This is a genomic window from uncultured Clostridium sp. (assembly GCF_934754915.1).
Lineage (GTDB): Bacteria > Bacillota > Clostridia > Clostridiales > Clostridiaceae > Clostridium.
Map to the genome: position 1 here is coordinate 49,057 of NZ_CAKVKB010000005.1, position 25,046 is coordinate 74,102.

Annotated in this window: 26 protein-coding genes; 1 reads left to right on the forward strand and 25 read right to left on the reverse strand. The window is 30.1% G+C overall.

What is annotated here, in order from left to right:
* The first annotated feature begins 136 nt into the window (after positions 1–136).
* Positions 137–736 carry a 30S ribosomal protein S4 gene (gene rpsD, locus Q0F58_RS01900; RefSeq protein ID WP_294371774.1) on the forward strand — a complete coding sequence of 200 codons (600 nt, stop codon included), beginning with the start codon at positions 137–139 and terminating at the stop codon, positions 734–736.
* A gap of 270 nt (positions 737–1,006) precedes the next feature.
* Here rpsD and Q0F58_RS01905 read toward each other — a convergent pair whose 3' ends face one another.
* The 25 genes from Q0F58_RS01905 to Q0F58_RS02025 form a co-directional block, all read right to left on the reverse strand.
* The gene (locus tag Q0F58_RS01905) at positions 1,007–1,498 is read right to left on the reverse strand and encodes a molybdenum cofactor biosynthesis protein B (RefSeq protein WP_294371777.1); all 492 of its coding nucleotides are present in this window, start codon (positions 1,496–1,498) and stop codon (positions 1,007–1,009) included.
* Positions 1,486–1,920, reverse strand: coding sequence for an MOSC domain-containing protein (locus tag Q0F58_RS01910; protein WP_294371780.1), 435 nt, complete (start codon positions 1,918–1,920; stop codon positions 1,486–1,488). Before Q0F58_RS01910 ends, Q0F58_RS01905 begins: the two co-directional genes overlap by 13 nt.
* Positions 1,921–1,975: 55 nt before the next feature.
* Positions 1,976–2,959: a GTP 3',8-cyclase MoaA gene (gene moaA / locus Q0F58_RS01915; RefSeq protein WP_294371782.1), complete on the reverse strand. Its 984-nt coding sequence runs from the start codon at positions 2,957–2,959 to the stop codon at positions 1,976–1,978.
* Positions 2,960–3,198: 239 nt separating this feature from the next.
* A complete protein-coding gene (moaC, locus tag Q0F58_RS01920) occupies positions 3,199–3,681 on the reverse strand; it encodes a cyclic pyranopterin monophosphate synthase MoaC (protein ID WP_294371785.1) in 483 nt (160 codons plus the stop codon).
* A 112-nt stretch (positions 3,682–3,793) separates the two neighbouring features.
* Positions 3,794–3,937, reverse strand: coding sequence for a hypothetical protein (locus Q0F58_RS01925; protein ID WP_294371786.1), 144 nt, complete (start codon positions 3,935–3,937; stop codon positions 3,794–3,796).
* Positions 3,938–3,941: 4 nt separating this feature from the next.
* Positions 3,942–4,970 carry a molybdopterin-binding protein gene (locus tag Q0F58_RS01930; protein WP_294371789.1) on the reverse strand — a complete coding sequence of 343 codons (1,029 nt, stop codon included), beginning with the start codon at positions 4,968–4,970 and terminating at the stop codon, positions 3,942–3,944.
* A gap of 24 nt (positions 4,971–4,994) precedes the next feature.
* Positions 4,995–5,177, reverse strand: coding sequence for a hypothetical protein (locus Q0F58_RS01935; RefSeq protein ID WP_294371791.1), 183 nt, complete (start codon positions 5,175–5,177; stop codon positions 4,995–4,997).
* A gap of 206 nt (positions 5,178–5,383) precedes the next feature.
* Complete coding sequence (gene aspS, locus Q0F58_RS01940) at positions 5,384–7,183, reverse strand: aspartate--tRNA ligase (RefSeq protein WP_294371795.1); 1,800 nt, start codon at positions 7,181–7,183, stop codon at positions 5,384–5,386.
* A 276-nt stretch (positions 7,184–7,459) separates the two neighbouring features.
* On the reverse strand, positions 7,460–8,719 hold the full coding sequence (hisS, locus tag Q0F58_RS01945; protein ID WP_294371799.1) for a histidine--tRNA ligase: 1,260 nt from the start codon (positions 8,717–8,719) through the stop codon (positions 7,460–7,462).
* Between the two features lie 92 nt (positions 8,720–8,811).
* Positions 8,812–10,242, reverse strand: a complete 1,431-nt coding sequence (locus Q0F58_RS01950; RefSeq protein ID WP_294371800.1) for a coproporphyrinogen III oxidase — start codon at positions 10,240–10,242, stop codon at positions 8,812–8,814.
* A gap of 46 nt (positions 10,243–10,288) precedes the next feature.
* The gene (locus Q0F58_RS01955) at positions 10,289–10,891 is read right to left on the reverse strand and encodes an MBL fold metallo-hydrolase (RefSeq protein ID WP_294371801.1); all 603 of its coding nucleotides are present in this window, start codon (positions 10,889–10,891) and stop codon (positions 10,289–10,291) included.
* 79 nt (positions 10,892–10,970) lie between these two features.
* A complete protein-coding gene (dtd, locus tag Q0F58_RS01960) occupies positions 10,971–11,420 on the reverse strand; it encodes a D-aminoacyl-tRNA deacylase (protein ID WP_294371804.1) in 450 nt (149 codons plus the stop codon).
* Positions 11,421–11,473: 53 nt separating this feature from the next.
* Positions 11,474–13,684, reverse strand: coding sequence for a bifunctional (p)ppGpp synthetase/guanosine-3',5'-bis(diphosphate) 3'-pyrophosphohydrolase (locus Q0F58_RS01965; protein ID WP_294371807.1), 2,211 nt, complete (start codon positions 13,682–13,684; stop codon positions 11,474–11,476).
* 233 nt (positions 13,685–13,917) lie between these two features.
* Complete coding sequence (locus Q0F58_RS01970) at positions 13,918–14,436, reverse strand: adenine phosphoribosyltransferase (RefSeq protein WP_294371809.1); 519 nt, start codon at positions 14,434–14,436, stop codon at positions 13,918–13,920.
* 219 nt (positions 14,437–14,655) lie between these two features.
* Complete coding sequence (locus Q0F58_RS01975) at positions 14,656–15,534, reverse strand: DHH family phosphoesterase (protein WP_294371811.1); 879 nt, start codon at positions 15,532–15,534, stop codon at positions 14,656–14,658.
* A gap of 131 nt (positions 15,535–15,665) precedes the next feature.
* Positions 15,666–16,535 (reverse strand): protein translocase subunit SecF, encoded by an 870-nt coding sequence (gene secF, locus Q0F58_RS01980; protein WP_294371813.1) that lies wholly within the window; start codon positions 16,533–16,535, stop codon positions 15,666–15,668.
* Positions 16,528–17,787, reverse strand: coding sequence for a protein translocase subunit SecD (secD, locus tag Q0F58_RS01985; RefSeq protein WP_294371815.1), 1,260 nt, complete (start codon positions 17,785–17,787; stop codon positions 16,528–16,530). Before secD ends, secF begins: the two co-directional genes overlap by 8 nt.
* Positions 17,788–18,059: 272 nt before the next feature.
* Positions 18,060–18,350 carry a preprotein translocase subunit YajC gene (gene yajC / locus Q0F58_RS01990; protein ID WP_294371818.1) on the reverse strand — a complete coding sequence of 97 codons (291 nt, stop codon included), beginning with the start codon at positions 18,348–18,350 and terminating at the stop codon, positions 18,060–18,062.
* Positions 18,351–18,488: 138 nt separating this feature from the next.
* A complete protein-coding gene (gene tgt, locus Q0F58_RS01995; protein WP_294371820.1) occupies positions 18,489–19,628 on the reverse strand; it encodes a tRNA guanosine(34) transglycosylase Tgt in 1,140 nt (379 codons plus the stop codon).
* 103 nt (positions 19,629–19,731) lie between these two features.
* On the reverse strand, positions 19,732–20,757 hold the full coding sequence (queA, locus tag Q0F58_RS02000; RefSeq protein WP_294371825.1) for a tRNA preQ1(34) S-adenosylmethionine ribosyltransferase-isomerase QueA: 1,026 nt from the start codon (positions 20,755–20,757) through the stop codon (positions 19,732–19,734).
* 192 nt (positions 20,758–20,949) lie between these two features.
* Entirely contained in the window at positions 20,950–21,993 is a 1,044-nt protein-coding gene (gene ruvB / locus Q0F58_RS02005; RefSeq protein WP_294371829.1) for a Holliday junction branch migration DNA helicase RuvB, read from the reverse strand.
* A 173-nt stretch (positions 21,994–22,166) separates the two neighbouring features.
* Positions 22,167–22,769: a Holliday junction branch migration protein RuvA gene (ruvA, locus tag Q0F58_RS02010; protein ID WP_294371831.1), complete on the reverse strand. Its 603-nt coding sequence runs from the start codon at positions 22,767–22,769 to the stop codon at positions 22,167–22,169.
* Positions 22,770–22,933: 164 nt separating this feature from the next.
* Positions 22,934–23,515, reverse strand: a complete 582-nt coding sequence (locus Q0F58_RS02015) for a hypothetical protein (protein WP_294371834.1) — start codon at positions 23,513–23,515, stop codon at positions 22,934–22,936.
* 207 nt (positions 23,516–23,722) lie between these two features.
* The gene (gene rbr, locus Q0F58_RS02020; protein WP_294371836.1) at positions 23,723–24,313 is read right to left on the reverse strand and encodes a rubrerythrin; all 591 of its coding nucleotides are present in this window, start codon (positions 24,311–24,313) and stop codon (positions 23,723–23,725) included.
* A 99-nt stretch (positions 24,314–24,412) separates the two neighbouring features.
* A partial coding sequence (locus Q0F58_RS02025; protein WP_294371839.1) for an SPASM domain-containing protein occupies positions 24,413–25,046 on the reverse strand: 634 nt, incomplete at its 5' end.

The following is a 25,046-nucleotide window of genomic DNA, read 5'->3' on the forward strand; positions in this document are numbered from 1 at the left end:
CTTTATTCTGAGAAGTTTCAAAAAAATTTTAAAACGATAATGATTTTCATTTACATCTTTGTTTTTTTGTGTTATATTAGTTATGGGCTTAATTTTATCGCGGCAAATCTTTAGAAAATACGGAGATGATAAAAATATGGCAAAAATGATGGGACCAAGATTTAAGTTATGTAGAAGATTGGGATTAAATGTAAACGGTCATCCAAAAGCAATGAAAAGAGCTGGAAATGGTTCAGCAAGAGATTCAAAGAAATTATCTGCTTATGGTGCACAATTATTAGAAAAGCAGAGATTAAGAGCTTATTATGGAGTTATGGAAAAGCAGTTTGCTACATATGCAAAAAAAGCATTTAAAGATAAAGATCAGACTGGTTATGCTCTAATAAAAAGACTTGAATGTAGACTTGATAATATAGTTTACAGACTTGGCTTTGCAAGTTCATTAGCTCAAGCTCGCCAAATGGTTGTACATGGACACATTTTAGTTAATGGAGAAAAGGTAAATATACCTTCTTTCAATGTTAACATAGGTGATGTTGTTGCTTTAAGAGAAAAATCTCAAAAGAACGAAATGTTCAGAGAAAATTTCTTATCTAACATACTTAATGTCTATCCTTATTTAACTAAGAATGAAGCTGAATTTTCTGGAAGTCTTGTACGATTCCCAGAAAGAAATGAAGTTCCAATTCAAATTAATGATTCATTAGTAGTAGAATACTACTCAAAATTATTCTAATTAAAATCTAAACTCTTTAGAAATTATTGTGTATTTCTAAGAAATCTTATGAAAGAGATTCCATCCTCTTTCATAAGATAAACTCTTTAATCTAGTTATTAGTAAGCTTTGCAAAAAGTTTATTGATATATATAAAGCAATGATGCTATATTATTCTAATTGCCATTAATAGTATACGCATTAAATTACAAACTCCAAATACAAAAAGCACATATATTAACTTTTGGTGCACAACAAAAGTTAACCATATGTGCTTTTACTCTATATATTTTATTTTCTTGCGCAATTTGATTCAATACCTTTTAATATTTTCAATCCATGATCTAATTCGCTTATTATATATTCTAAACATTCATTCACTGCTTTGGGGCTTCCTGGCATATTTATTATTAATGTTTCTTTCCTTATTCCAGCCGTAGCACGGCTTAACATAGCACGCTTAGTTATTGACAGACTATATGCTCTCATTGCTTCAGGTATTCCTGGTACAATTCTTTCACATATGTCCATCGTCGCTTCAGGTGTCCAGTCTCTTGGTGAAAATCCTGTTCCACCTGTTGTCAAAATAAGATCAGCTATATTTTCATCTGCTATTCTCTTCATTTCATCTGAAAGCAATTTTCTTTCATCTGGAAGAATTATTTTATGCACTACCTCATATCCATATTCTTTTACTATCTTTTCAATTTCAGCACCACTTTTATCTTCTCTTTTACCTTCATATCCACTATCACTTGAAGTTATCACCGCTACTCTGAACATACTATAAACTCATCTCCCACTCTTATTTTTCCACCATGAATCACTCTTGTGAACACTCCTTCTCTTGGCATTATGCAGTCCCCAACTCTATGAAATATTTCACAATGTGAATGACATTGTTTTCCTACCTGTGTCAATTCAAGTATTACATCATTACATTTAAATTTTGTTCCTACTGGAAATGTCTTAAAATCATATCCTTCAATTAAAAGATTTTCGCCAAAATCACCATCTTTTACATTTCCGCCTCTTTCATTAAATTCTTTAACTCTGTCATAAGAAAGCAGACTCACCTGTCTGTGCCAATTTCCTCCATGTGCATCATTTTCTAATCCATATCCTTCAATAATATTACATTCTTTAATATTTTTCTTAACTGTTCCTCTTTTTTCACTTATGCAAACTGCTATTACTCTTCCCATTGTTTACGCCTCTTCCTAATTCTTTCTTCTAATTTTTAAGCATATAAAATTAAATTTATCCACCTATTTGAGACATTCTTCTGTGTTCAATATTTTCTTCTTCATTCTTAACAAGTTTAAAGTTATGACTTTTAGGTTTATTATATATTGTTGATTTTATGACTTCCATTATTTCTTCATCACTATTTCCATTTCTCAGCATCTTTCTAAGATCTATACCTGTTTCATATTGAAGACATGCTTTTAAAAATCCTTCACATGTAAGTCTTACTCTATTACAATTTTCACAAAACCTATGACTTATTGCGCTTATAAAACCAATCTTACCTTTATATCCTTCAAGACTATAATAATTACTAGGTCCATTACCCATCTTTTTATTATATGGAATAAGTTTTCCTATTTTGTTTTCTATTAAGGACATTATTTCTTCATCATTAAGTCCCTTTATGTCTTTACCAAGTCCTATAGGCATCATTTCTATAAATCGTATGCTTAAATCTTCATTCTTACATAATTTTATTAAATCAATAATTTCATCTTCATTTTTTCCTTTTATAGGAACACAATTAAGCTTAACTTTCAGATGTTTATATTGCAGGGATTTTCTTATTCCTCTAAGTACCTTTTCCACATCTCCAATACGGGTAAGTTCTTTATATGTATCTTTTTTTAAAGTATCAATACTCACATTAACAGCATCAAGACCTGATTTTACAAGATTATCAATCTGTTCTTCAAGAAGTATTCCATTTGTAGTCAGTGTCACATTGTCAATTCCATCTATTTTTTTTATGCTCCTAATTAATTTATATGCATCTTTTCTTACAAGAGGTTCTCCTCCCGTAATTTTCACTTTACTTATACCCACCTTAGAAAATAATGTACATAACCTCATTATTTCTTCATAAGACAAAACATCATCATGTTTAATTAAATTTATTCCATCTTCTGGCATGCAATACACACATCTAAGATTACATCTATCTGTAATAGAAATTCTAATATAATCTATTTTTCTTTTGTATACATCTTTCATACATTATTGCACCACCCTATAATAATATTCTAAAACAAAATCTGCCATTTCATTTGTATTATTTAAATCAAGAATCTTTATTTTATCTTGTTTTTCAATATTTTTAATCATAGTATCAGTTGCCAGTGCAAGAAAACTTTCCTTTTTACAGATACTGTTTTCTGAATTTCCCTTTCTTACAATTTCAAGTTTAGGATACTCGAATTTTTAAAACCTTCAAGATTACCACACTATTTTTATTATTTTTCATTTATGAAATCTCCACTTTTTCCACCTGTTTTTCGTGCTAAATGCACTTCTGTGATTTCCATGGTCTTATCAATAGCCTTACACATATCATATATAGTGAGTAATGCAATATTTACCCCTGTAAGAGCCTCCATTTCAACTCCTGTTTTTCCAGTAACTTTTGCAGTACATACTGCTTCAATATAATTATCTTCTTCATTTATATTAAAATCTACACTGCATTTGGTTATCATAAGAGGATGGCACATAGGAATTAATTCTGAAGTTTTTTTAGTTCCCATTATTCCAGCAACTCGTGCAACACCGAGAACATCTCCCTTTTCAACTGTATTATTTATTATTGCATCAATAACAGCTTTGTTTACATATATTTTTCCTTTAGCTGTTGCAGTTCTTTTGGTTATATTTTTTTCTGAAACATCAACCATTATAGCATTTCCATTAGAATCAAAATGAGTTAGTTTATTTCCCATATGTTTTTTCATCTCCTGTCTTATATATAATATGCCAATTATAGAACTTCATTTTTTAACATATGATATTTTTACCAAAAACATCATATCATCCAATCACTTCTAATATAGATTATATTAAAATTACATCTACTTTGTCACCTTTGTTTAATTTTGAAGTTCCAGATTTTATATCTATTAATACATTACATCCTGTTGGAGGTTTTGCTTCTGTCATTATTGAAACTGCTTCTTCAAGTTGTATTCTTAATTTCATAATATTATTGTGCTCCTTTACCAAACTCACATCTAGGATATGTACATACCTTACATGAGAAACACAGACCTCCATGGCCCATTCTGCTTATTTCTTTCTTAGTTACCCTTACTCCTGCTGCTATTCTTGGAAGCACTAAATCAAATACTGTTGCTTTAGAATACATTACACAGCCTGGAAGTCCCATAATAGGTGTTCCATCTTCAAAATATCCTAAAAGGAACATTGCTCCTGGTAAAACTGGTGCTCCATAAGTAATAATTTCTGCTCCACTTTTTTTAATTGCTCCCGGAGTTAGGTCATCAGGATCCACACTCATGCCTCCTGTACATAAAATCATATCAGCTCCACTTTCTTTTATTTCTTTTATAGCATTTATAATCATATCATTATCATCATTTACAACTTTATGCCAGCATACTTCAATTCCATATTCCTTAAGTTTCTCTATTATTACAGGTGTAAATGTATCTTTTATTCTTCCGTGATATACTTCACTTCCAGTTGTAACAACACCTGCTTTCATTTTTTTATAAGGAATAAGTTCTAAAAGAGGTTTATCTCCTGCTATCTTTTTTGCTTCTTCTAATTTACTTTCTTCAATAATAAGAGGGATTACTCTTGTTCCTGCTAATTTGTCGCCTTTCTTTACAGCATAGTTTGTATGTCTTGTTGCTATCATTATTTCATCAAGTTCGTTTATTTTATCAAGACGCTCCACATCAACTCTGAATAATCCTTCACAGTCAGCTATTAATTCAATTTTTCCTTCTTTTATTTCGGTTCCTTTCATATAGTCGTTTTTACATATGTTAAAAAGAATTTCTGCAGCTTCATTTTCATGAAACATTCCTTCTTTCTTTTCCCATATATAAAGATGCTCTTTGCCAAGAGAAAGAAGTACTGGTATGTCTTCTTCTTTCACTATATGACCTTTTCTAAATGGTGTATCTTTTACTACATCTTTTACAATTCTTGTTATATCATGACATAATATATGTCCTACAGCATCTACTGTATTTATCATTTTCATATGTAATCATCCTTTTTTAAACTTTTATAAAATAGATATTTTTCGCAACATCTTGCTTTTTAATTTTCCATTTACTCTATTTACAAGAGAAGTAAGCCTATAATAATTATTATCTATCATTTCTTTTATATATGGAAGACATTCTTTTGAATATATTCCTTCTAATGGATATATTCTTTCCTCTGGATCTTTAAATACAATACACATATTTACATAGATATAACCTTCTAAATAAATAATTTATTAATCGTTTTTGTAGCTCTTAACAAGCATTTTTGCCTTTCCATACCTCTTTAATCCATTGGTATGACTAGGTTTCAGTTTTAAAAAATTCTATAATTTCCTGTACGTTTAAAGAATGGTGCATTCACTAAAATATTTAATGAATGCACCATTCTTATTTAAGATAATTCTTATTCCTCTATTTTTTCTTCTTTTTTAGGAGCAATCTTTATTCCTAAATCATCTAACTGCTTTTCTTCAACTACATTTGGAGCTTCACTTAAATAACAGAATGCATTCTGATTCTTAGGGAATGCTATAACATCTTTGATATTTTCAGTTCCAGCAAGGAACATTATCATTCTGTCTAATCCAAATGCTAATCCACCATGTGGTGGTGCTCCAAATTTCAATGCCTGTAATAAGAATCCAAATGAATCCCAAGCTCTTTCCTGAGTGAATCCTAAAGCTTTAAGCATTCTCTCCTGAACAGCTGTATCATGAATTCTAATTGATCCTCCACCAAGTTCTTCACCATTTAATACTAAGTCATATGCTTTAGCTCTTACTCTTGCTGGATCAGATTCAACAAATTCTAAATCTTCATCCATAGGTGCTGTAAATGGGTGGTGACAAGCCTTATATCTTCCTTCTTCTTCACTATATTCAAAGAATGGGAATTCTGTAACCCATGTAAAGTTAAATTCATTTTTATCTTTTATTAAATCAAATTCTTTAGCTAAATGTAATCTTAATGCACCTAAGCTTGGGAATACCACTGAATTTTTATCTGCTACTATTAAAATAGCATCTCCCTTTTCAGCATTCATAGTCTTAACTATTGCTTCTGTAACATCATCAGTAAGAAATTTAGCTATTGATGATTTAATTCCATCTTCTTTAAGCTGAATCCATGCAAGACCTTTTGCTTTGTAAGTTTTAACAAATTCACCAAGTTTATCAAGAGGTTTTCTTCCAAGAGAAGCACCTCCCTTTAGACATAATGCTCTTACAGATCCACCAGCTTCAATTGCAGATTTGAATACTACAAAATCCATATTCTTAACATCTTCTGTTATATCTGTAATTTCCATTCCAAATCTTAAATCCGGCTTATCTGAACCGTATTTTTCCATGGCATCTTTGAATGTCATTCTCTTAATTGGAAGTTTAACATCCACATCTGCTACTTTCTTGAATACATAAGCTATTAACCCTTCATTTAATTCCATTATGTCATCTTGCTCTACAAAACTCAATTCCATATCTACCTGAGTAAATTCAGGCTGTCTGTTAGCTCTTAAGTCTTCATCTCTGAAACACTTTGCAATTTGATAATATCTGTCAAATCCAGACATCATTAATAACTGCTTATATAATTGAGGAGATTGTGGAAGTGCATAAAACTTTCCTTGATAGTTTCTTGATGGAACTAAATAATCTCTTGCTCCTTCTGGAGTAGACTTACCAAGAACTGGTGTCTCAACATCTAAGAAATTATGTTCTTCTAAATAATCTCTTATAGCTTTGGTTGTCTTACTTCTAATCTGGAAGATTCTCTGCATGTCAGGTCTTCTTAAATCTAAATATCTATATTTTAATCTGATGTCTTCAGCTGTATCCAAATCTTCTTTTATTATTATTGGTGGAGTTTCAGATTCAGAAAGTATTTTTATAGATTCACATTTTAATTCTACAAAACCTGTAGGCATATTTTCATTAACACTTTCTCTTTTAACCACTTCACCAGTTACTGCCAAGCAGTATTCAGGTCTTACATTTTTAGCTCTTTCAAAAGCTTCAGCATTTATTTCTTCACCAAAAACAACCTGCATAATACCTGTTTTATCTCTTAAATCGATAAATTCAAGTCCGCCAAGTTTTCTGTTTCTTTGAACCCATCCCATTAAGGTAATTTTTTTACCTACATGTTCTTCTCTAGGTTCGCCACACATCATTGTACGCTTTAATCCGTTTAAAGCTTCACCCATTTTGTTATTCCTCCTTTAATCAGTTGACAGTTCAATAAAAAATTCACTGCAATTTTTTACGTTATGCCTAATCATTATAATCTTTAATTATAGGCATAAATATTTTATGTATTGAAAATTAAATTACAAATAACATTTCAATATATAAACCCTCAGTATTTTTAATAAACTGAAACTGGTAAAACTGCTTTGTCTTTATCATGCAGTTCTTAAAAACATCTTTCTCTTTATTGTATAATAGAAATCAAAAATTTACAATTAACAATAGTTTTTTTACTATTTTTCACTTACTATTTTAACAATTTCCGCCAAGTCATTCATTGCAACTTCAAAAATTTCACCATCACTCATTCTCTTTAAGTTCATTTTCTTGTTAGTTAATTCATCTTCACCTAAAATCACAGTGAATGTTGCTCCTAATTTATTTGCATATTTCATCTCAGCTTTTACGCTTCTTCCCATATGGTTTATTTCACATTTTGCACCTAAAACTCTTAATTCACTTGCAAGCTTAAATGCAATCTTCTTTTCTTCTTCGCCTCTTGCTGCTATATATAAATCAATATGATTTTCTTTTGGAATCTCAATTCCCTCATTTTCAAGAGTCAATATTATTCTTTCCATGCCAATTGCAAAACCTACTGCTGGTACTTCTGGTCCTCCAAGCTCTCCTACAAGCTTATCATATCTTCCTCCACCACATACTGTAAAATCATCATTGATTATTTCAAAAATAGTTTTTGTATAATAATCTAGCCCTCTAACTATGCCTGGATCTACTACATAAGGAATTCCTAAAACATCAAGATATTCTTTTACAGTATTAAAATGAGTTTCACATTCTTCACATACATAATCTAATATTTGTGGAGCATTTTTTGTGATTTCATTACATTTCTTTTCTTTACAATCTAAGATTCTCATAGGATTCTTTTCAAATCTTGACTTACAAGTATCACAAAGTCCATCATAATTTTCTTGTAAGAATTTCTTTAATGCTTCATTATACTTAGCTCTGCATGTTGGACATCCCAAATTATTGATATGAAGACTTAAACTCTTTAAGCCTAATTTATTTAAAGTATCCATAGCTACTTTAATTGCTTCCACATCCATTGTTGGTTCTTTAGAACCAAATACTTCTATACCACATTGGTGAAATTGTCTCAGTCTTCCCTTTTGGACATTTTCATATCTGAAAGTTGGTGATATATAATATAATTTTGTAGGCTGTGCTTCATTAAATAATCTATTTTCTATGAAAGCTCTAACAGCTGGAGCAGTTCCTTCTGGTTTTAAAGTAATGCTTCTATTACCTTTATCATTAAAAGTATACATTTCTTTTTGAACAATATCAGTTGTATCTCCTACACTTCTTTGGAATAATTCTGTATGTTCAAAAATAGGTGTTCTTATTTCTCTTATTCCATAAGTTTTAGTTACATCTCTAAATACCTTTTCTACATAATGCCATTTGTATGCATCCTGTGGAAGCATATCCTTGGTACCCTTTGGTGCTTGAATTTCATTTGCCATTTTTTCTATCCCTCCAATTAAATTGATAAACATTTAATTTTAAACTTACCACTAAAAGTAATATATTTTTAATAAATATCAATTATTTCTTATTAGTCACCATATAAACTGTTTAACAATTCTTTTTTTCTTTCAATCATTTCATCGATTCTTGTAACATATTCATGAAGATCCTTCAAGTTAGGAAATCTTTCAAGTCTATCTTCTTCAAGAAATACAACTTTGCTTACTGCAGCTGCACCTAATGCTATGATTGTCTGCCTTTCTTCAATCATCTGAATGTTATATACACATTCTTTACCCTTTTTAGCATACCCTAAATTCTCCATATTTCCAACCATATTTTTTTGCCTATACATATAATATGGCGAAAGTCCTAATTCATCAGCCAGCTTTTTGCTTTCTTCATACATTTTAGCTATTTCCTTATGAGGTGTAACTGGTATGCCTTTCTTCAATACAAAATTTTCATACATTCTTGATCCTCTCTTAAGAGCAAGACCATGAACTGTAATACTATCAGGCTTAAGCTTTGACAACTCTTCCTTAGTCTTAAGCATTTCCTCATGTCCCTCTCCTGGAAGTCCTATTATAATATCCATATTTATATCATCAAATCCAAGTTTCCTTGCCATTTTAAATTTTTCTTTAATATCTTCACTTGAATGAGTTCTTCCTATAAGATTTAATGTCTTATCGTTCATTGTCTGAGGATTAATACTGATTCTTGTAACATTACAATCCTTCATTATTTTAAGTTTTGTTTCATTTAGCGTATCTGGCCTTCCACATTCCACAGTAAATTCTTTAACTTTTCCATCTTTTATGAATCCATTATAGATTTCATCCATAACCATCATAAATTCACCATCACTTACTGATGTAGGTGTTCCGCCTCCAAAATAAACTGTTTCAACGTTTAGATTTTTTTCTTTTACATATACACTTATTTCTCTTATTTCCTTTATGAGACTCTCTACATATGGAAGCACCATTTTTTTATGAGTTCCTATAGGATTAGAAGTAAAGGAACAATACATGCATTTTGTAGGACAGAACGCCATACCTATATACACTGCAATAGTATTTTTATCTTTATTTACTATTCTTTCCTCTGCTCTTGCAACATCTATACACAGCTTAGCTTTATCTTCATGAGCTATGTATTTATCTTTAAAAATTTCTATTATTTCCTCTTCTGATTTTCCTTCTTTAAGAAGTTTCAATGCTATTTTTGAAGGCCTTATGCCTATCAGTATTCCCCATGGATAAATATCATTTGTTAAATCTCTCAGACATAGAAAAAGGAATCTTCTCAGAGAATTTTTAATATCCTCTCCTAAAGATTCTTCTCTAAAATATTCTCCATGCTCAAAACTCATCTTGTTTTCAGCAATATAAAAAATATAATCAGCTTCTTCTCTGTCTAAAAATCTAATATCATTCATTGGGAAATAAACATTAAATAATTGATATACTTCATATCTGTATTTTAAATCATTTAAATTAACCTTTATTTCCATAAATATTTCCTTTCCTAAAATGAGCCTTGAATATTATGTCATTTAATTATTGCAAATATGGATTTCTCATTTTTTCGAATCTTATGTTAGAAGATGGTCCATGTCCTGGATATACTTTCATATCATCACCCAAAGGAAGCAGTTTATTTTTAATACTGCTTATTATTTCATTCATATCTCCTCCTGGAAAGTCAGTTCTTCCTACAGATCCTTGAAATAGAGTATCTCCTGTAAATACTGAATCCCCAACTATAAAGCATAATCCACCTTTAGTATGTCCTGGTGTTTCAATTACCTTTATTTCATATGATCCAACCTTTAATATATCTCCTTCTTTTAAATACCCTTGGGCTTTTGGAAGTGTTCCAAATACTGAATTATCCATTTTCATATATTCTTCATCTGTTTTGCTTATATAAAATGGGATATTATACTTTTTACAAATATCTTCAACGCCTCCCACATGATCAAAATGCCCATGTGTAAGAAGAAGATATACAGGTTTTCCATTCATGCTTTCTATTGCCGCTTCTATTCTATCCGCATCTCCACCTGCATCTATTATGACACATTCTTTAGTTGCATCATCAACCAATATATAACAATTCGCTTCATATATTCCTGCTGGAACAGCCTTAACATTTAACATATAAATACACTCCTTCTCAATATGTATAAAAACAAAAATTAAACGCAATTTTTTTACAATACATACTATAATAACAATCTTAAAAGTTTTTTCTGCTGTCAAGTAAAATGGTTACAGGTCCATCATTATTTATCTCAACTTTCATGTCTGCACCAAACTCTCCTGTTTCCACCTTTAATCCTGATTCCTTAAGCATTTCTATAAATTGATTATATAAATTCTTGGCTTCTTCTCCACCCATTGCTTCCATAAAATTAGGCCTTCTGCCTTTTCTGCAGTCTCCATACAAAGTAAATTGTGAAATTGCAAGAATTTCTCCTCTAACATCTATTATGGATAAGTTCATCTTTTCATTTTCGTCTTGAAAAACCCTTAAGTTTATTATTTTTTCTTTTATGTATTTAAGATCTTCAACTGTATCGTCTTTGCATATTCCAAGCAATACATTAAATCCTTTTTTTATACTTCCTATAACTTCACCATCAACTTTTACAGATGATGAAGTAACTCTCTGCACTACTGCTCTCATTAACTGTCCCTCAATTCTTTTTAAATGAATCTTAAGTTAACAGCTTTTTTAATTTAGCTGTTAACTCTATAAACATCAATTACACCTTTAAGTCTTTTTATTTTTTTCATCAATTCATTTAAATTATCTACTGATGTTATTTTTACTTTTATATTTATAAATGCAAAACCGTCTTTTGCAAGATTAGCATTTACCGCACTCAGTTGAAGTTTTAAATCTGAAATCACACTCATTGTATCAGCTAGAAGATTAGGCCTATCTTCTGCTTTAACCTGTATTTCAGCAAAATATGATGTATTAAGAGATTTACCCCAATTTACTTCAATAACTTTCTCGCCATCAGTTTCTATTAATGATTTTAAATTGCTGCAGTCTCTTCTATGTACTGATACACCTCTTCCTTTAGTTATGTATCCCAAAATATCATCTCCAGGTACTGGTGAACAGCATTTTGCAAATCTAACCATAAGATTGCTTTCGCCTTTTACTGTAATTCCATAATTGCCAGGTTCACCCTGCCTTGCAGTCTTTGCAATTTGTTCTTCAATTGCTTTATTTAATATTTCCTTATTTTCTCTCTCTTTAATAGATTTATCTACTCCATTGTCTTCTTTTAGTCTTGATATATAAGAAGATGCTGAAAGACTTCCTATACCTACTACAGCATATAAATCATCCATTGAATGTATATTATATCTTTTTACAAATTTTTCGTAAACTTCACCTTTTGCTATATCTGAATAACTGACTGCCTGCTTCTTTAATTCTTTTTCAAAAATTTCTTTACCTTTTACAATATTTTCCTCTTTTTTAGCCTTTTTAAACCAAAGTTTAATTTTACTCTTAGCCTGATTGCTTTTTGCAATGTTAAGCCAATCCATATTAGGTCCCTTAGCATTTGGAGATGTAAGTATTTCTACAATTTCGCCAGTCTTTAAAGTATAATCAAGAGGAACTATTTTCCCATTAACTTTTGCTCCTACACATTTGTTTCCTACATCTGTATGTATTCTATATGCAAAATCTATAGGAGTTGCCTTACTACATAAATTTATTACGACGCCCTTTGGTGTAAATACAAAGACTTCATCAGAAAACAAATCAATTTTAAATCCTTCCATAAACTCTTCTGCATCTGATGTTTCTTTCTGCCACTCAAGCATATCTCTAAGCCATGCAAGCTTTTTTTCAAAATCCTTTTGTTTATCCTGCTCTGTCCCACTGGTATCTCCTTCTTTATATTTCCAGTGTGCAGCAATACCATATTCTGCTGTCTTATGCATTTCAAAAGTTCTTATCTGTATTTCAAAAGTCTTTCCCTGTGGTCCTATTACTGTTGTGTGAAGAGATTGATACATGTTTGGCTTAGGCATAGCTATGTAATCTTTAAACCTTCCTGGAATAGGTCTATATATTGTATGTACGATTCCAAGAACTCCATAACAATCTTTAACTGAATTTACCAAAACCCTTATAGCTGTAAGATCAAATATCTGTTCAAGACTCTTATTTTTATTTATCATTTTCTTATATATACTATAAAAATGTTTTGGTCTTCCATCTATATCTGAATCAATTCCTGCAGCTTCCAGTTTCTTATACAAATCACTTACTATGTCTTGTATATAGCTTTCTCTTTCAACCCTCTTTTCAGCAATATCTTTTACAAGCTGATAATATTCCTTTTCATGAAGATATCTGAAACAAAGGTCCTCAAGCTCCCATTTAATTTTAGACATACCTAGCCTGTGAGCTAATGGTGCATATATATCTAATGTTTCTTTAGCTTTACTCTTTTGTTTATTTGCAGGCATAAATTTAAGAGTTCTCATATTATGAAGTCTATCTGCAAGTTTTATAATTATTACTCTTATATCTTTTGCCATTGCAAGAAGCATTTTTCTTACATTGTCTGCCTGTTGCTCCTCTTTTGTTTTATATTCCATTTCTCCAAGTTTTGTAAGTTTTGTGACACCATCTACCAGATTAGCTATTTCAGGATTAAAAATCCTCGCAGCATCTTCGTACGAACAGTCTGTATCTTCTATCACATCATGAAGAAGTCCTGCCACTATAGTATTCGTATCCATTCCAAGTTCTGCTAATATTTCAGCTACAGCTACAGGATGGATTATATAAGGTTCTCCCGATTCTCTTTTCTGGTCCTTATGGGCCTCTTTTGCAAAGTTATATGCCTTTTTTACTAATTCCACATCAACATTATGGCAATTCTTTTCTATTTTTTCCAGTAACTTATCAACCATAAGGATTACTCTCCTTCTATATTAATGAAATTTCAAAGTAAATTCAAAGGCTGGTTTCAAAACCAGCCTCGTTTTTTAATAATTATATATTATTTTACTTTCATTTTCAATATTGCATGAAAAATTTGCTTAGATAAACTTGCTCTTACAACATATAATAATAATTAAAATATTCTTTAAAAAAGAAGCAGTTATTTCTCTGCTTCTTTTAATTGATAACATTAGTTTAAAGTTTAATATTCGTATTCAACTAATGACATTACATCATAACCTTTAAATTTTTCTCTTCCTTTTAAGCCTGTTAGTTCAGTAATAAAATCTACAGAAACTACAACTCCACCTGCCTGTTCTACTAATTTAATAACAGCTTCTACAGTTCCTCCTGTTGCTAACAAATCATCAATTATAGCAACTCTTTGTCCTGGCTTTATAGCATCTTTGTGTATTTGAATTTCATCAGTGCCATATTCTAAATCATAAGTTACTGAAAGTGTTTCTGCTGGAAGTTTACCTGGTTTTCTAACTGGAACAAAGCCAGCCCCTAAAGCATAAGCAACTGGAACACCAAATATAAATCCCCTTGCTTCTGGGCCTACAACTAAATCTATATTTTTATCTTTTAAATAATTAGCAACTGCATCAATTGATTCTTTTAATCCTTCTGGATCTCCAATTAAAGTAGTAATATCTTTAAAACTTATACCTTCTTTAGGGAAATTTTCAATTACTCTTATTTTTTCTTTTAAATTCATTTTTATTCCTCCATTGTACTTATTTTAATATAAAAAATAAATTTTTCGATTAAATAGCACACCTTACAATTTACAGTTAAAATTTATAATAAATTCGAAACCATATAAAATATCATCTTCAACTACAATTATAAATCTAATATCTTATATTATGTATAAAATTAAAATGCATATTACAAAATAACATTCATTTCTAATTACTTTATTTAAAAGCATAATCTATATATGTTTTATCTGCTTCATAGGATGATTCCTTTTCAGACTATATAGGTATTTTACAATCTGATCTGATCTGTCTTTATCATTTGTAGTTAAAAGTTCTAACACTATTCTAGCATTATCAGTAACTCCTACTGCTCCTATTGGAGGAACTATCGATTCTATTATCGTGTTTATGCCATAATCGTCGAATTCCTCTATATTATTAAATTCTATTATTGACCTTAACCCATTATTATTAGTATTCATTAAAAATTTGTTTCCTTCTTTAATAAATACCCTATTTTCCCCTTTAGCTGTAACTTTAGACCATTCTATTCCTATTAATATAAGATCTAAATATTTGTTGATACTTTTCATATTGTAATAGATTGCAACTGCCTGCATCAACTTAAATGTTAGTCCACTTGTTGATAAATCTTTGTATCTATACTGACAACCCTTCTGATTAGGATTTATGTAAATATAATCATTTACTATATCACTTATTTCATTTTCTAGAACAATTAAATCTATGCCTAATTTTTTACACAGATTTACCTCTTCTTGTGATTTCAATCCTACACCTAAAGTTATTAAAAGCTCCGCACCCAAAAAATCAACATTATCTTTTATATCCACCGAATTTATTCTAGCATCACTTTCCTGTCTATCATATATCAAATATTCAACATCTGCATTTAAATATCTAAGAACGAGGATTAATGATGAAACTGCACAAATTCCATCGACATTATATGTACCATAGACCACAATTTTTTGTCTATTATTAACAGCTAAAGCTAATCTCTCTATTGCTTTGTTCATACCTTTAAGTATAAATGGGTTATATCCAGTAATATAATTTGGACAATATATACTTTCCCAGAACTTACGCATGGCTTCTTCCTCCATAAAATTAGAAAACACATATATTATAAATGATTGTAGGCTTTTTTACAATTGTTTTATTGCGAAATAAAAACCTCCATTTCATGCTGGAGGTTTTTATATTAATTTAAGACCAGTAATTAAGCATTTTTAACTTTCTTCTTATCCAGTTTTTCCTTTAAGAATATCCATACTGGTGTAGCTATAAATATTGATGAATAAGCACCACATACAATTCCTACAATTAATGGAACGGTAAATTCTCTTACTGATGGAACCAGTATATTTATAGCTATTATTGTTATTAAAGTTGATAAGGAAGTATAGACAGATCTTGACAAAGTTTCATTTATACTAGTATTTGCAACTTCAATTACATCTGCTCTTCTCATTTTCTTTAAGTTTTCTCTTATTCTATCAAATATTACTATTGTATCATTCATAGAATAACCAACTATTGTAAGAATAGCTGCAATAAATGGTGTATTTACTGTTATTCCAAACACAGCATAAAATGCTATTGTTATAAGTACATCATGAAGTGTTGCTATTAATGCTGCCACTCCAAACTTAAATTCAAATCTTATTGCAACATATATAAGCATAACTACACTTGCTGCAAGAATTGCTAAGAAAGAATTTTTAGTTAATTCTTTACCTACAGAAGCTCCAATTTCTTCATGAGAAATTAATGCAGAATCATCTAAATCAAATTTATCTTTAAAGTCTGACATTATTGAAGATAATTGTTCACTTTCTAAATCAGTTGATTTTATCTCATATTCATAAACATTTGAAATAGTAGTTGTTGAGTCTGGTGCATACTGTTTAACAATAGCATCAGCATCTTCTTTATTTATATTTTCATTCAATTGAATTGAAATCTGCGTACCTCCTTTAAAGTCTAATCCAAAATTCAACCCTTTAACGCACGCAAATCCTAATCCTATTACTATTATTATTAAGGAAATTGAAATCCATATCTTCGATTTTTCAACTATCTTAAGCATGATTTTCAGCCTCCTTCTTCACTCCAAATTGTTTTGGTTTGCTTAAAATTCCACAATCAACAGCTAAATTAACTAATAATTTTGTTACTACAAGAGCTGTAAATAAACTTACCAAAATACCTATCATAAGAGTTATGGCAAATCCTTTTACTGATCCTGAACCTATAAAGTATAGAATTAAAGCACATAATATTGTAGTTACATTTGAATCTACAATTGAAGAAAGAGCATTTTCTGACCCTCTTTTTACTGCTGTCTTTACTGATACACCTTTTTTTAGTTCTTCCTTTGTTCTCTCAAATATTAATATGTTAGCATCAACTGCCATACCAATTGTTAGAAGCAATGCTGCAATTCCTGGAAGAGTCAGTGTTACTCCTACTTCTACGAAAATTATTAATATTAAGAATATATATAATGTTAATGCTATATCTGCAAAAAATCCTTGACGTCTATATATTAATATCATAAATAAAAATACAAGACCTATACCAATTGCTCCTGCTTTCATAGCATTAGGGAATGCTGTGGCACCAAGCTGAGCACCTACATTTTTAACAGAAATTGACTTTACTGGTACTGGAAGTGCTCCTGAATTTATCATTCCTGCTAATGCTTTATTTTCTTCTAATGTACTACTTCCTGTTATTGAAGCTTTTCCATCTGTTATAGCATTTTGCACTGTAGGATTAGATATCTCTTCATCATCAAGATATATACCAATTGATTGACCTATATATTTTGATGTAGCTTCAGCAAATTTTACTGTACCTTCATCATTGAATTCAAGTCCTACTTCATATTTGCCTGTCTGTTGATTAAGCTGAGCTGTAGCTTTCTTTACATCACTTCCAGTTAATATTTCTTCTCCATCTGGACTCTTAAATACCAAGTTACCAGACTGACTTAAACTCTGCACAATTTCATTAGAATCAAATTGTCCTGGAATGTCAACTCTTATTCTCTTATCACCTTCAGTTGTAATAACAGTTTCAGCTACTCCTAGCTTATTTACTCTCAGTTCTAAATGTTGTTTTGTACTATCTAGTTCTTCTTGAGTTACATCATCCTTTTGAATTTCCATAAGAACAGAAACTCCACCTTGAAGATCAAGTCCTCTTGTAATTACAGATTCAAATGACTTGAATTGATAATCACCAATGACTAATCCCTTAAATCCTGCAAAAGCAAAAAATACTATTACAGCAATAATTATTCCAAGAATTGCTGCACTTTTGCCGTTCTTCTTCATTTTATCTCCCTCCATAATTTATGTCTTTTAATTCCCGCACCTATTGAAAATTCAGTACGTTATGTAAAATATAAAAATTATAATTACCCCTGCTAACACATTGTCCATTATAACACACTATAATTTCTTAATAAAGTTTTTTATTGCCAGCATGATTAATTAAAATGAATTCAAAAAAATCAACACCTTCTGATACTTTAATTTTCAAAAGTTTCAGAAGGCATTACTGTTAAAATTATTTAATTTAATACAGATTAATTCTGACTTTTATATTATAAATTTGCATCTTTTCCTGTCTTATACGCAACAGCACTTTTTTCAAATTTAATCTTAGTCTTTGCATTACTTGTTTCAACAGTCACATATTTTTCTTCGATATTAGTAATTTTACCTACTATACCTCCCTTTGTAACTATTTCATCATGAACTCTTAATCCTTCAATCATTGCTTGATACTGTTTTTTTCTTTTCTTTTCTGGAATTATCATAAGAAAGTAAAAAACAGCCAGAACAACTACAAAAGGAAGTACATTTACAAGTATTGTTCCCATAGTACCATTCATTTTATTGTTCCTCCATAAATTATAAATATTTCTTGTTAAATAGTTTAACGTTAATGTTTACGAATATCAACCATATTATAATAATTTTAATTATTTATTCATATTATATCCATAAAAATCAAGTTTTATTATAGCAGATTATTTTTTGCTATTCCACTGTTGAAGTTTTTCAGCCTTGAACTCTTTATAATACCCTCCGTCAATTGCTTCTCTTATATCTTCCATAAGCTTATTATAGAAATATAAATTATGTAATACACTCAATCTCATAGCAAGCATTTCTTTAGCCTTAAATAAATGTCTTATATATGCTCTTGAATAATTTCTACATGCTGGACAATTACATTTTTCATCTATTGGTCTTTCATCAAGTTCATATTTTGCATTCATTAGATTAAGTTTTCCTTCACTTGTATATACATTACCATGTCTTCCGTTTCTTGCTGGAAGTACACAATCAAAGAAATCCACACCTCTATCAACTGCTTCCAAAATATTTTCTGGTGTTCCAACTCCCATTAAGTATATTGGTTTATCTTCTGGAAGATGTGGTACAACAGCATCTATAATTCTATACATATCCTCATGACTTTCACCAACAGCAAGGCCTCCAATTGCATATCCATCCAAATCCATCTTAGCAATTTCTTTTGCATGAGCTATTCTTATATCTTCATATACTCCACCTTGATTTATTCCAAAAAGCAGTTGTTCTTTATTTATTGTATCAGGAAGAGAATTCAATCTTGCCATTTCTATTTTACATCTTTCAAGCCATCTTGTTGTTCTTGCTACAGACTTTTCAACATATTCTCTTGGTGCTGGATTTTCAATACATTCATCAAAAGCCATGGCTATTGTAGATGCTAAATTGCTCTGAATCTGCATTGATTCTTCTGGCCCCATAAATATTTTTCTTCCATCTATATGAGAATTAAAATAAACTCCTTCTTCTTTTATCTTTCTCATACTTGCTAATGAAAACACTTGAAATCCGCCTGAATCTGTAAGAATTGGTCTATCCCAGTTCATAAATTTATGCAGACCACCCAACTTTTTTACCACTTTATCAGTTGGTCTTAAATGAAGATGATAAGTATTAGATAATTCAACCTGACATCCAATATCCTTTAAGTCCATACTTGAAACAGCACCCTTAATAGCTGCTAATGTTCCAACATTCATAAATACAGGAGTCTGTATAGTCCCATGAGGAGTAACAAACTGTCCTCTTCTAGCTTTTCCGTCTTTTTTTAACAACGTGTATCTTTTACTCACAAGCGTCACCTCTTAATTATAATTTATATAAATGTAAACACTTGACTATGTCACCTCATCAATTGTTCAATTATTAAACAATATTTTTAACTCATTTATAATGCTATTTTATAAACATAGCATCTCCAAATGAGAAAAATCTATATTTTTCTTCAACTGCAGTTTTATATGCATTCATTACATTATCTTTTCCTGCTAAAGTTGAAACAAGCATTATCAATGTTGATTCTGGTAAATGGAAATTTGTTATTAAATTATCCACTACCTTAAATTTATATCCAGGATAAATAAAAATATCTGTCCATCCACTCTGTTCTCTTACAAATCCATTTTCATCCCCAATAGTTTCTAAAGTTCTTGTAGATGTTGTTCCAACAGAAATTATTCTTCCTCCCTTTTTCTTTGTTTCATTTATTATATCTGCACTTTCTTTTGAAAGCATATAGAATTCAGAATGCATCTGATGTTCTTCTAAATTTTCAACCTTTACTGGTCTGAATGTTCCAAGACCTACATGTAAAGTAAGATAAACAACATTCACACCTTTTTCCTTTATTTTTTCCAATAATTCCTTTGTAAAATGTAGTCCTGCTGTTGGTGCTGCTGCTGATCCATTTTCTTTTGAATATACAGTCTGATATCTTTCCCTATCTTCAAGTCTTTCATGTATGTATGGAGGAAGAGGCATTTCACCTAAAGAATCAAGAACTTCTTCAAATATTCCATCATAATAAAACTCTACAATTCTATTTCCATCATCTTTAACTTCAACAACTTCTGCCTTAAGCTTTCCTTCACCAAAAGTGAACTTTCTTCCTACTCTTGCTGATTTTCCAGGTTTAGCAAGACATTCCCATCTATCCTTTTCAATTCTTTTAAGAAGGAGAAATTCTATTTTTCCCCCTGTTCCTTCTTTTTCACCTATAAGTCTTGCAGGCATAACTCTTGTATTGTTTAAAACTAAAGTATCTCCACAATTTAGATAATCTATTATATCATGAAAAACCTTATGTTCTATTTCTCCAGTTTTCTTATCCAAAACCATTAATCTGGAAGTATCTCTTTTTTCTAAAGGATGCTGTGCTATAAGCTCCTCTGGTAAATAAAAATCAAATTCTTTTACATTCATTTTAATATCTCCCAACTCTTTTGATTAACAATAGCTATTCATATTCTTATATTCCTTCTCTTAAATATCTATAGCTTTGTTTATTTATAAATTAATATATTATGTTCCAAATAATAAAGTAACATAATAATTAAAGAAATCTCGAAAAGATTTCATCCTTCATTGTAAATTGTCAATTGAAATATATATAATTTAATTTTCTTCATCAAAAAATGTTCCTTGAACTTTAGGTTCACTTTTCTTTGAAGGATTTATTCTTCCAAGATGTTCATATGCTTTATCACTTGCAATTCTTCCTCTTGGTGTTCTTATTATAAATCCCTGTTGAAGAAGATATGGTTCATAAACATCTTCTATTGTTCCAAGCTCTTCACCTATGAAATAAGATAAAGTTTCAATTCCAACTGGGCCTCCATTAAAGTTATCTACTATAGCTTCAAGTATTTTATTGTCTACTTTATCAAATCCAAGGTTATCTACTTCCAGAAGTTCAAGTGCTTCCCTTGCTTCTTTAAGCGATATCAGTTTATTTGATTTTACTTCTGAATAATCTCTTACTCTTTTTAAAAGTCTGTTTGCAATTCTTGGTGTTCCTCTTGATCTTTTTGCAATTTCAACTGCTCCTTCTTCTGTTATTGCACATCCAAGAACAGATGCACTTCTTACAATTATCTCTTTCAATTCCTCATCAGTATAGTATTCCATTGCACATAAAACACCAAATCTATCGCGAAGTGGTGCTGTAAGCATTCCAATTCTTGTGGTTGCTCCAATAAGAGTAAATTTAGGAAGATCTATTCTTATAGACTTTGCTGCTGAGCCTTTTCCTATAACTATATCAAGAACATAATCTTCCATTGCCGGATAAAGTATTTCTTCAACACTCCTGTTCAGTCTGTGTATTTCGTCAATAAACAAAACATCATAATCCTTCAATGTTGTAAGAATTGCAGCAAGATCTCCTGCTCTTTCTATTGCCGGTCCTGAAGTGACTTTAAGATCTCCCTTCATTTCCTTTGCAATTATATTGGCAAGTGTTGTCTTCCCAAGTCCAGGTGGTCCATAAAGCAATACATGATCGAGTGCTTCATTTCTATTTTTAGCAGCCTGAATAAATATATCCAGTCTTTCTTTTACCTTCTGCTGTCCTATGTATTCATTTATCTTTTGAGGCCTTAAACTTAATTCAGAATTAAAATCCCCATTTAATTCTGATGGATTCACTATGCGTTCCATATTACACCCCCGATTTTTAATTAGCAATAAAATTGCATAATTGTGAATATTTCATAATTATAATTTTATATAATTTAATCCAAAACATAGTATTATATTCATTTAAGATATGCTATGTCTTGAGTTGAGGTTTATATTTTTATGCCAATATGAAAAATCCACAATTATGTTTTTTAATTCATAAGTGCTTTTAATGCATTTTTTATCATATTTTCAACAGTATCATTCTTGTCTATATTCTTAATTACCTTTTCTGCTTCTTTTTCGCTATATCCCAAAGCTATAAGTGCACTCAACACCTCTGAAACTGCCATTAAGTTGTTTGCACCCTTGCCATCTTCTAAATTATTATCAATTCCATCAAGAAGCTCATCAGGCTGAAGTTTATCTTTTAATTCTAATATTATTCTTGCAGCTGTCTTTTTGCCTATTCCAACACCTCTGCATATATGCTTTTCATCACCAGTCATTATAGCATATTTAAGATTATTCAATCTGCTTATTGATAGAAGTGATAATGCAGCTTTAGGACCAACCCCATTTACAGTAAGAAGAAGCTTAAACATCGTAAGTTCTTCTTTTGAATCAAAACCATATAAACCTATAAAATCCTCTCTTACTATCTGATCTAAATAAAGTGTTATTTGCTCACCAGATTCAGGTACTGAAGACATGGTTGCACCAGATGTAAAAATTTTATATCCTATACCATTGTTTTCTACAATTATATAATCTTTATTAATACCTATATAAATTCCTTTTATGTATTCATACATATCAGTATTTCCTCCATCCTCCTATGTATAAGCCTAAATTATACTTTATCATTTTACTAAAAATCTTTCAATCCTCTATGCAAAAAAGTAAATTTTTTAATAATCTACTGCAAAATAAAAAGCAGCTCCAAAGCAAATAAATTCTTTGAATACTGCACAATATATTATGATAAAAATTCCGATATATTTTCTTCTGCATCTTCTTTATTATCATATTCAAATTGAAAATTTTTAATTTTAGTTATATCTGCTGGTGTAAGACTGTCGATTTTTTTATTATCACTATATATATCCTCTTTATTTTCAATCATAAGAGTTCCATTTTTATCAGTCTTATAAATAGCAAGATATCCATCTTTTTCGCCAATATAATATTTATCAGGCTTTACAGTCTGTGATGGATCTTTTTTAAAAGTAAGTTCATTATCTGCTGTTAAAACTAATGCATATCCTTCATCTTTTAATTTTTTTGATAATTCTGCTTTATCTATATCATCATTTATTCCAAGTTTTTTCTTTAAATCACCAAGTGATATTTCTTCTTCTTTTATATCTCCTGAATAAAGACATACTATAGTTTCATCTGAAAGATTATTATCTTCATCATAATTATTTACAACAATTGCATTTTCTTTCTCAACAATTGGTTTTGTTATATACCTATCACATAAGTAATATGTTAATGAAAACACAATTGCTAACAACACTGTCATCAGAATAAATAGTTTTCTTTTACTTATAATCATCGATAATCCCTCCTTATATTGGGATTATTGACCTATTTATAATATTTTATACTTTAAATTTCATATTTTCCCAAAATATTTTAATTAAATATGTTTATCATTATGCAATTATTACATCAACCATTAGTATTTGTTTAAATTAATATACACAAGAAAACTTAAAGATACATAAAAAGTTCACACAATTTTTCAAATGCCTTTTTAAAATTATTCAAATAGTGAATTTTCAAACAATAATGCATATCCTTGAGGTTTTCCACATACAGGACAATTTTTAGGAGGCTCAGGTCCTTCATATATATATCCGCAGTTTGCACACATCCACTTTGAATTCATATCTTTCTTAAATAATGTTGCGTTTTCAATCTCCTGTGCATAACGTTTAAATCTGTCTCCATGTATTTTTTCAATTGCAGCTATATTTTCAAATAGTGTTGCAATATCAGCAAATCCTTCACTTCTAGCTGTTTCTGCAAACTCCTTATAAACCTTATCATGTTCTTCAAATTCATTATGTGCTGCTGATTGAAGGAGTTTTAAACAAGGTTCATCTCCTTCTATAGGATATGTTGCGTTGTCTATAGAAATATTACATCCACTAAATTCATTAAGTTTGCTTAAAAACACTTCTGCATGTGCTTTCTCCTGATTAGCAGTATACTTAAATAAACTTTCAATTATGTGTAATCCTTCCTTTTTGGCTTTCTCAGCAGCTATATCATACCTGTTTCTTGCCTGACTTTCCCCTGCAAATGCTCTTAAAAGATTTATTTTAGTCTTACTTTCTCTCAATTCCATGAAAATTTTCCTCCTTAAAATAATACGTTCTAAATTTTAGTATTATAAATACAGGAAACTTTTATTCATAGAACTGTTTTTTATTTTTAACCTCAATTTTTACCTTACTCTGTTTATAAAACCGCATTTTTTGCAAAGCTCTTCTACTGCCTTTCTTCCCGAAAATCCATCATAGATTGCTTTTGCTCTTGGGCTGTTTATTATCTCTTCAAGTTCTTGATTAAATATATTTCCTAAAGGTATACTGCCATCACTGTCTAAGCAGCATGGCACCACAGTTCCATCTACAAGTATTCCAATCTGATCTCTTAATCCATAACAAAACGCTCTTTCTCCAAGTTCACTATCTTTAAGAGAAGGCCATTTGAATTTTTCCCCCATACTTATGAAAACTCGATCTCTAATTTTAAAACTATGCTTTTCTTTAAAAATTTCCTCAAGATTTACTTCAAGTTCAAATTCTCTTTCCAAAAGTTTAAAAATATCAATATTTAAATTATTGCTGCCTTTATATTTCCCATCTAAATTCCATAATCTAAGTGCACATATTACATCAGTTTTTTCAGATACTTCTTTTATAAATTCTATTATATTGTCTATATACTCATTAAAATTCCTTTCATTATCATTTGCCTCAAAACTATGAAGGGATATATTTACCTGTCTTAAACTTTGTGAATGTATAAGTACATCATTCACTTCATTATTTAATGTTCCATTAGTAGTTATATTT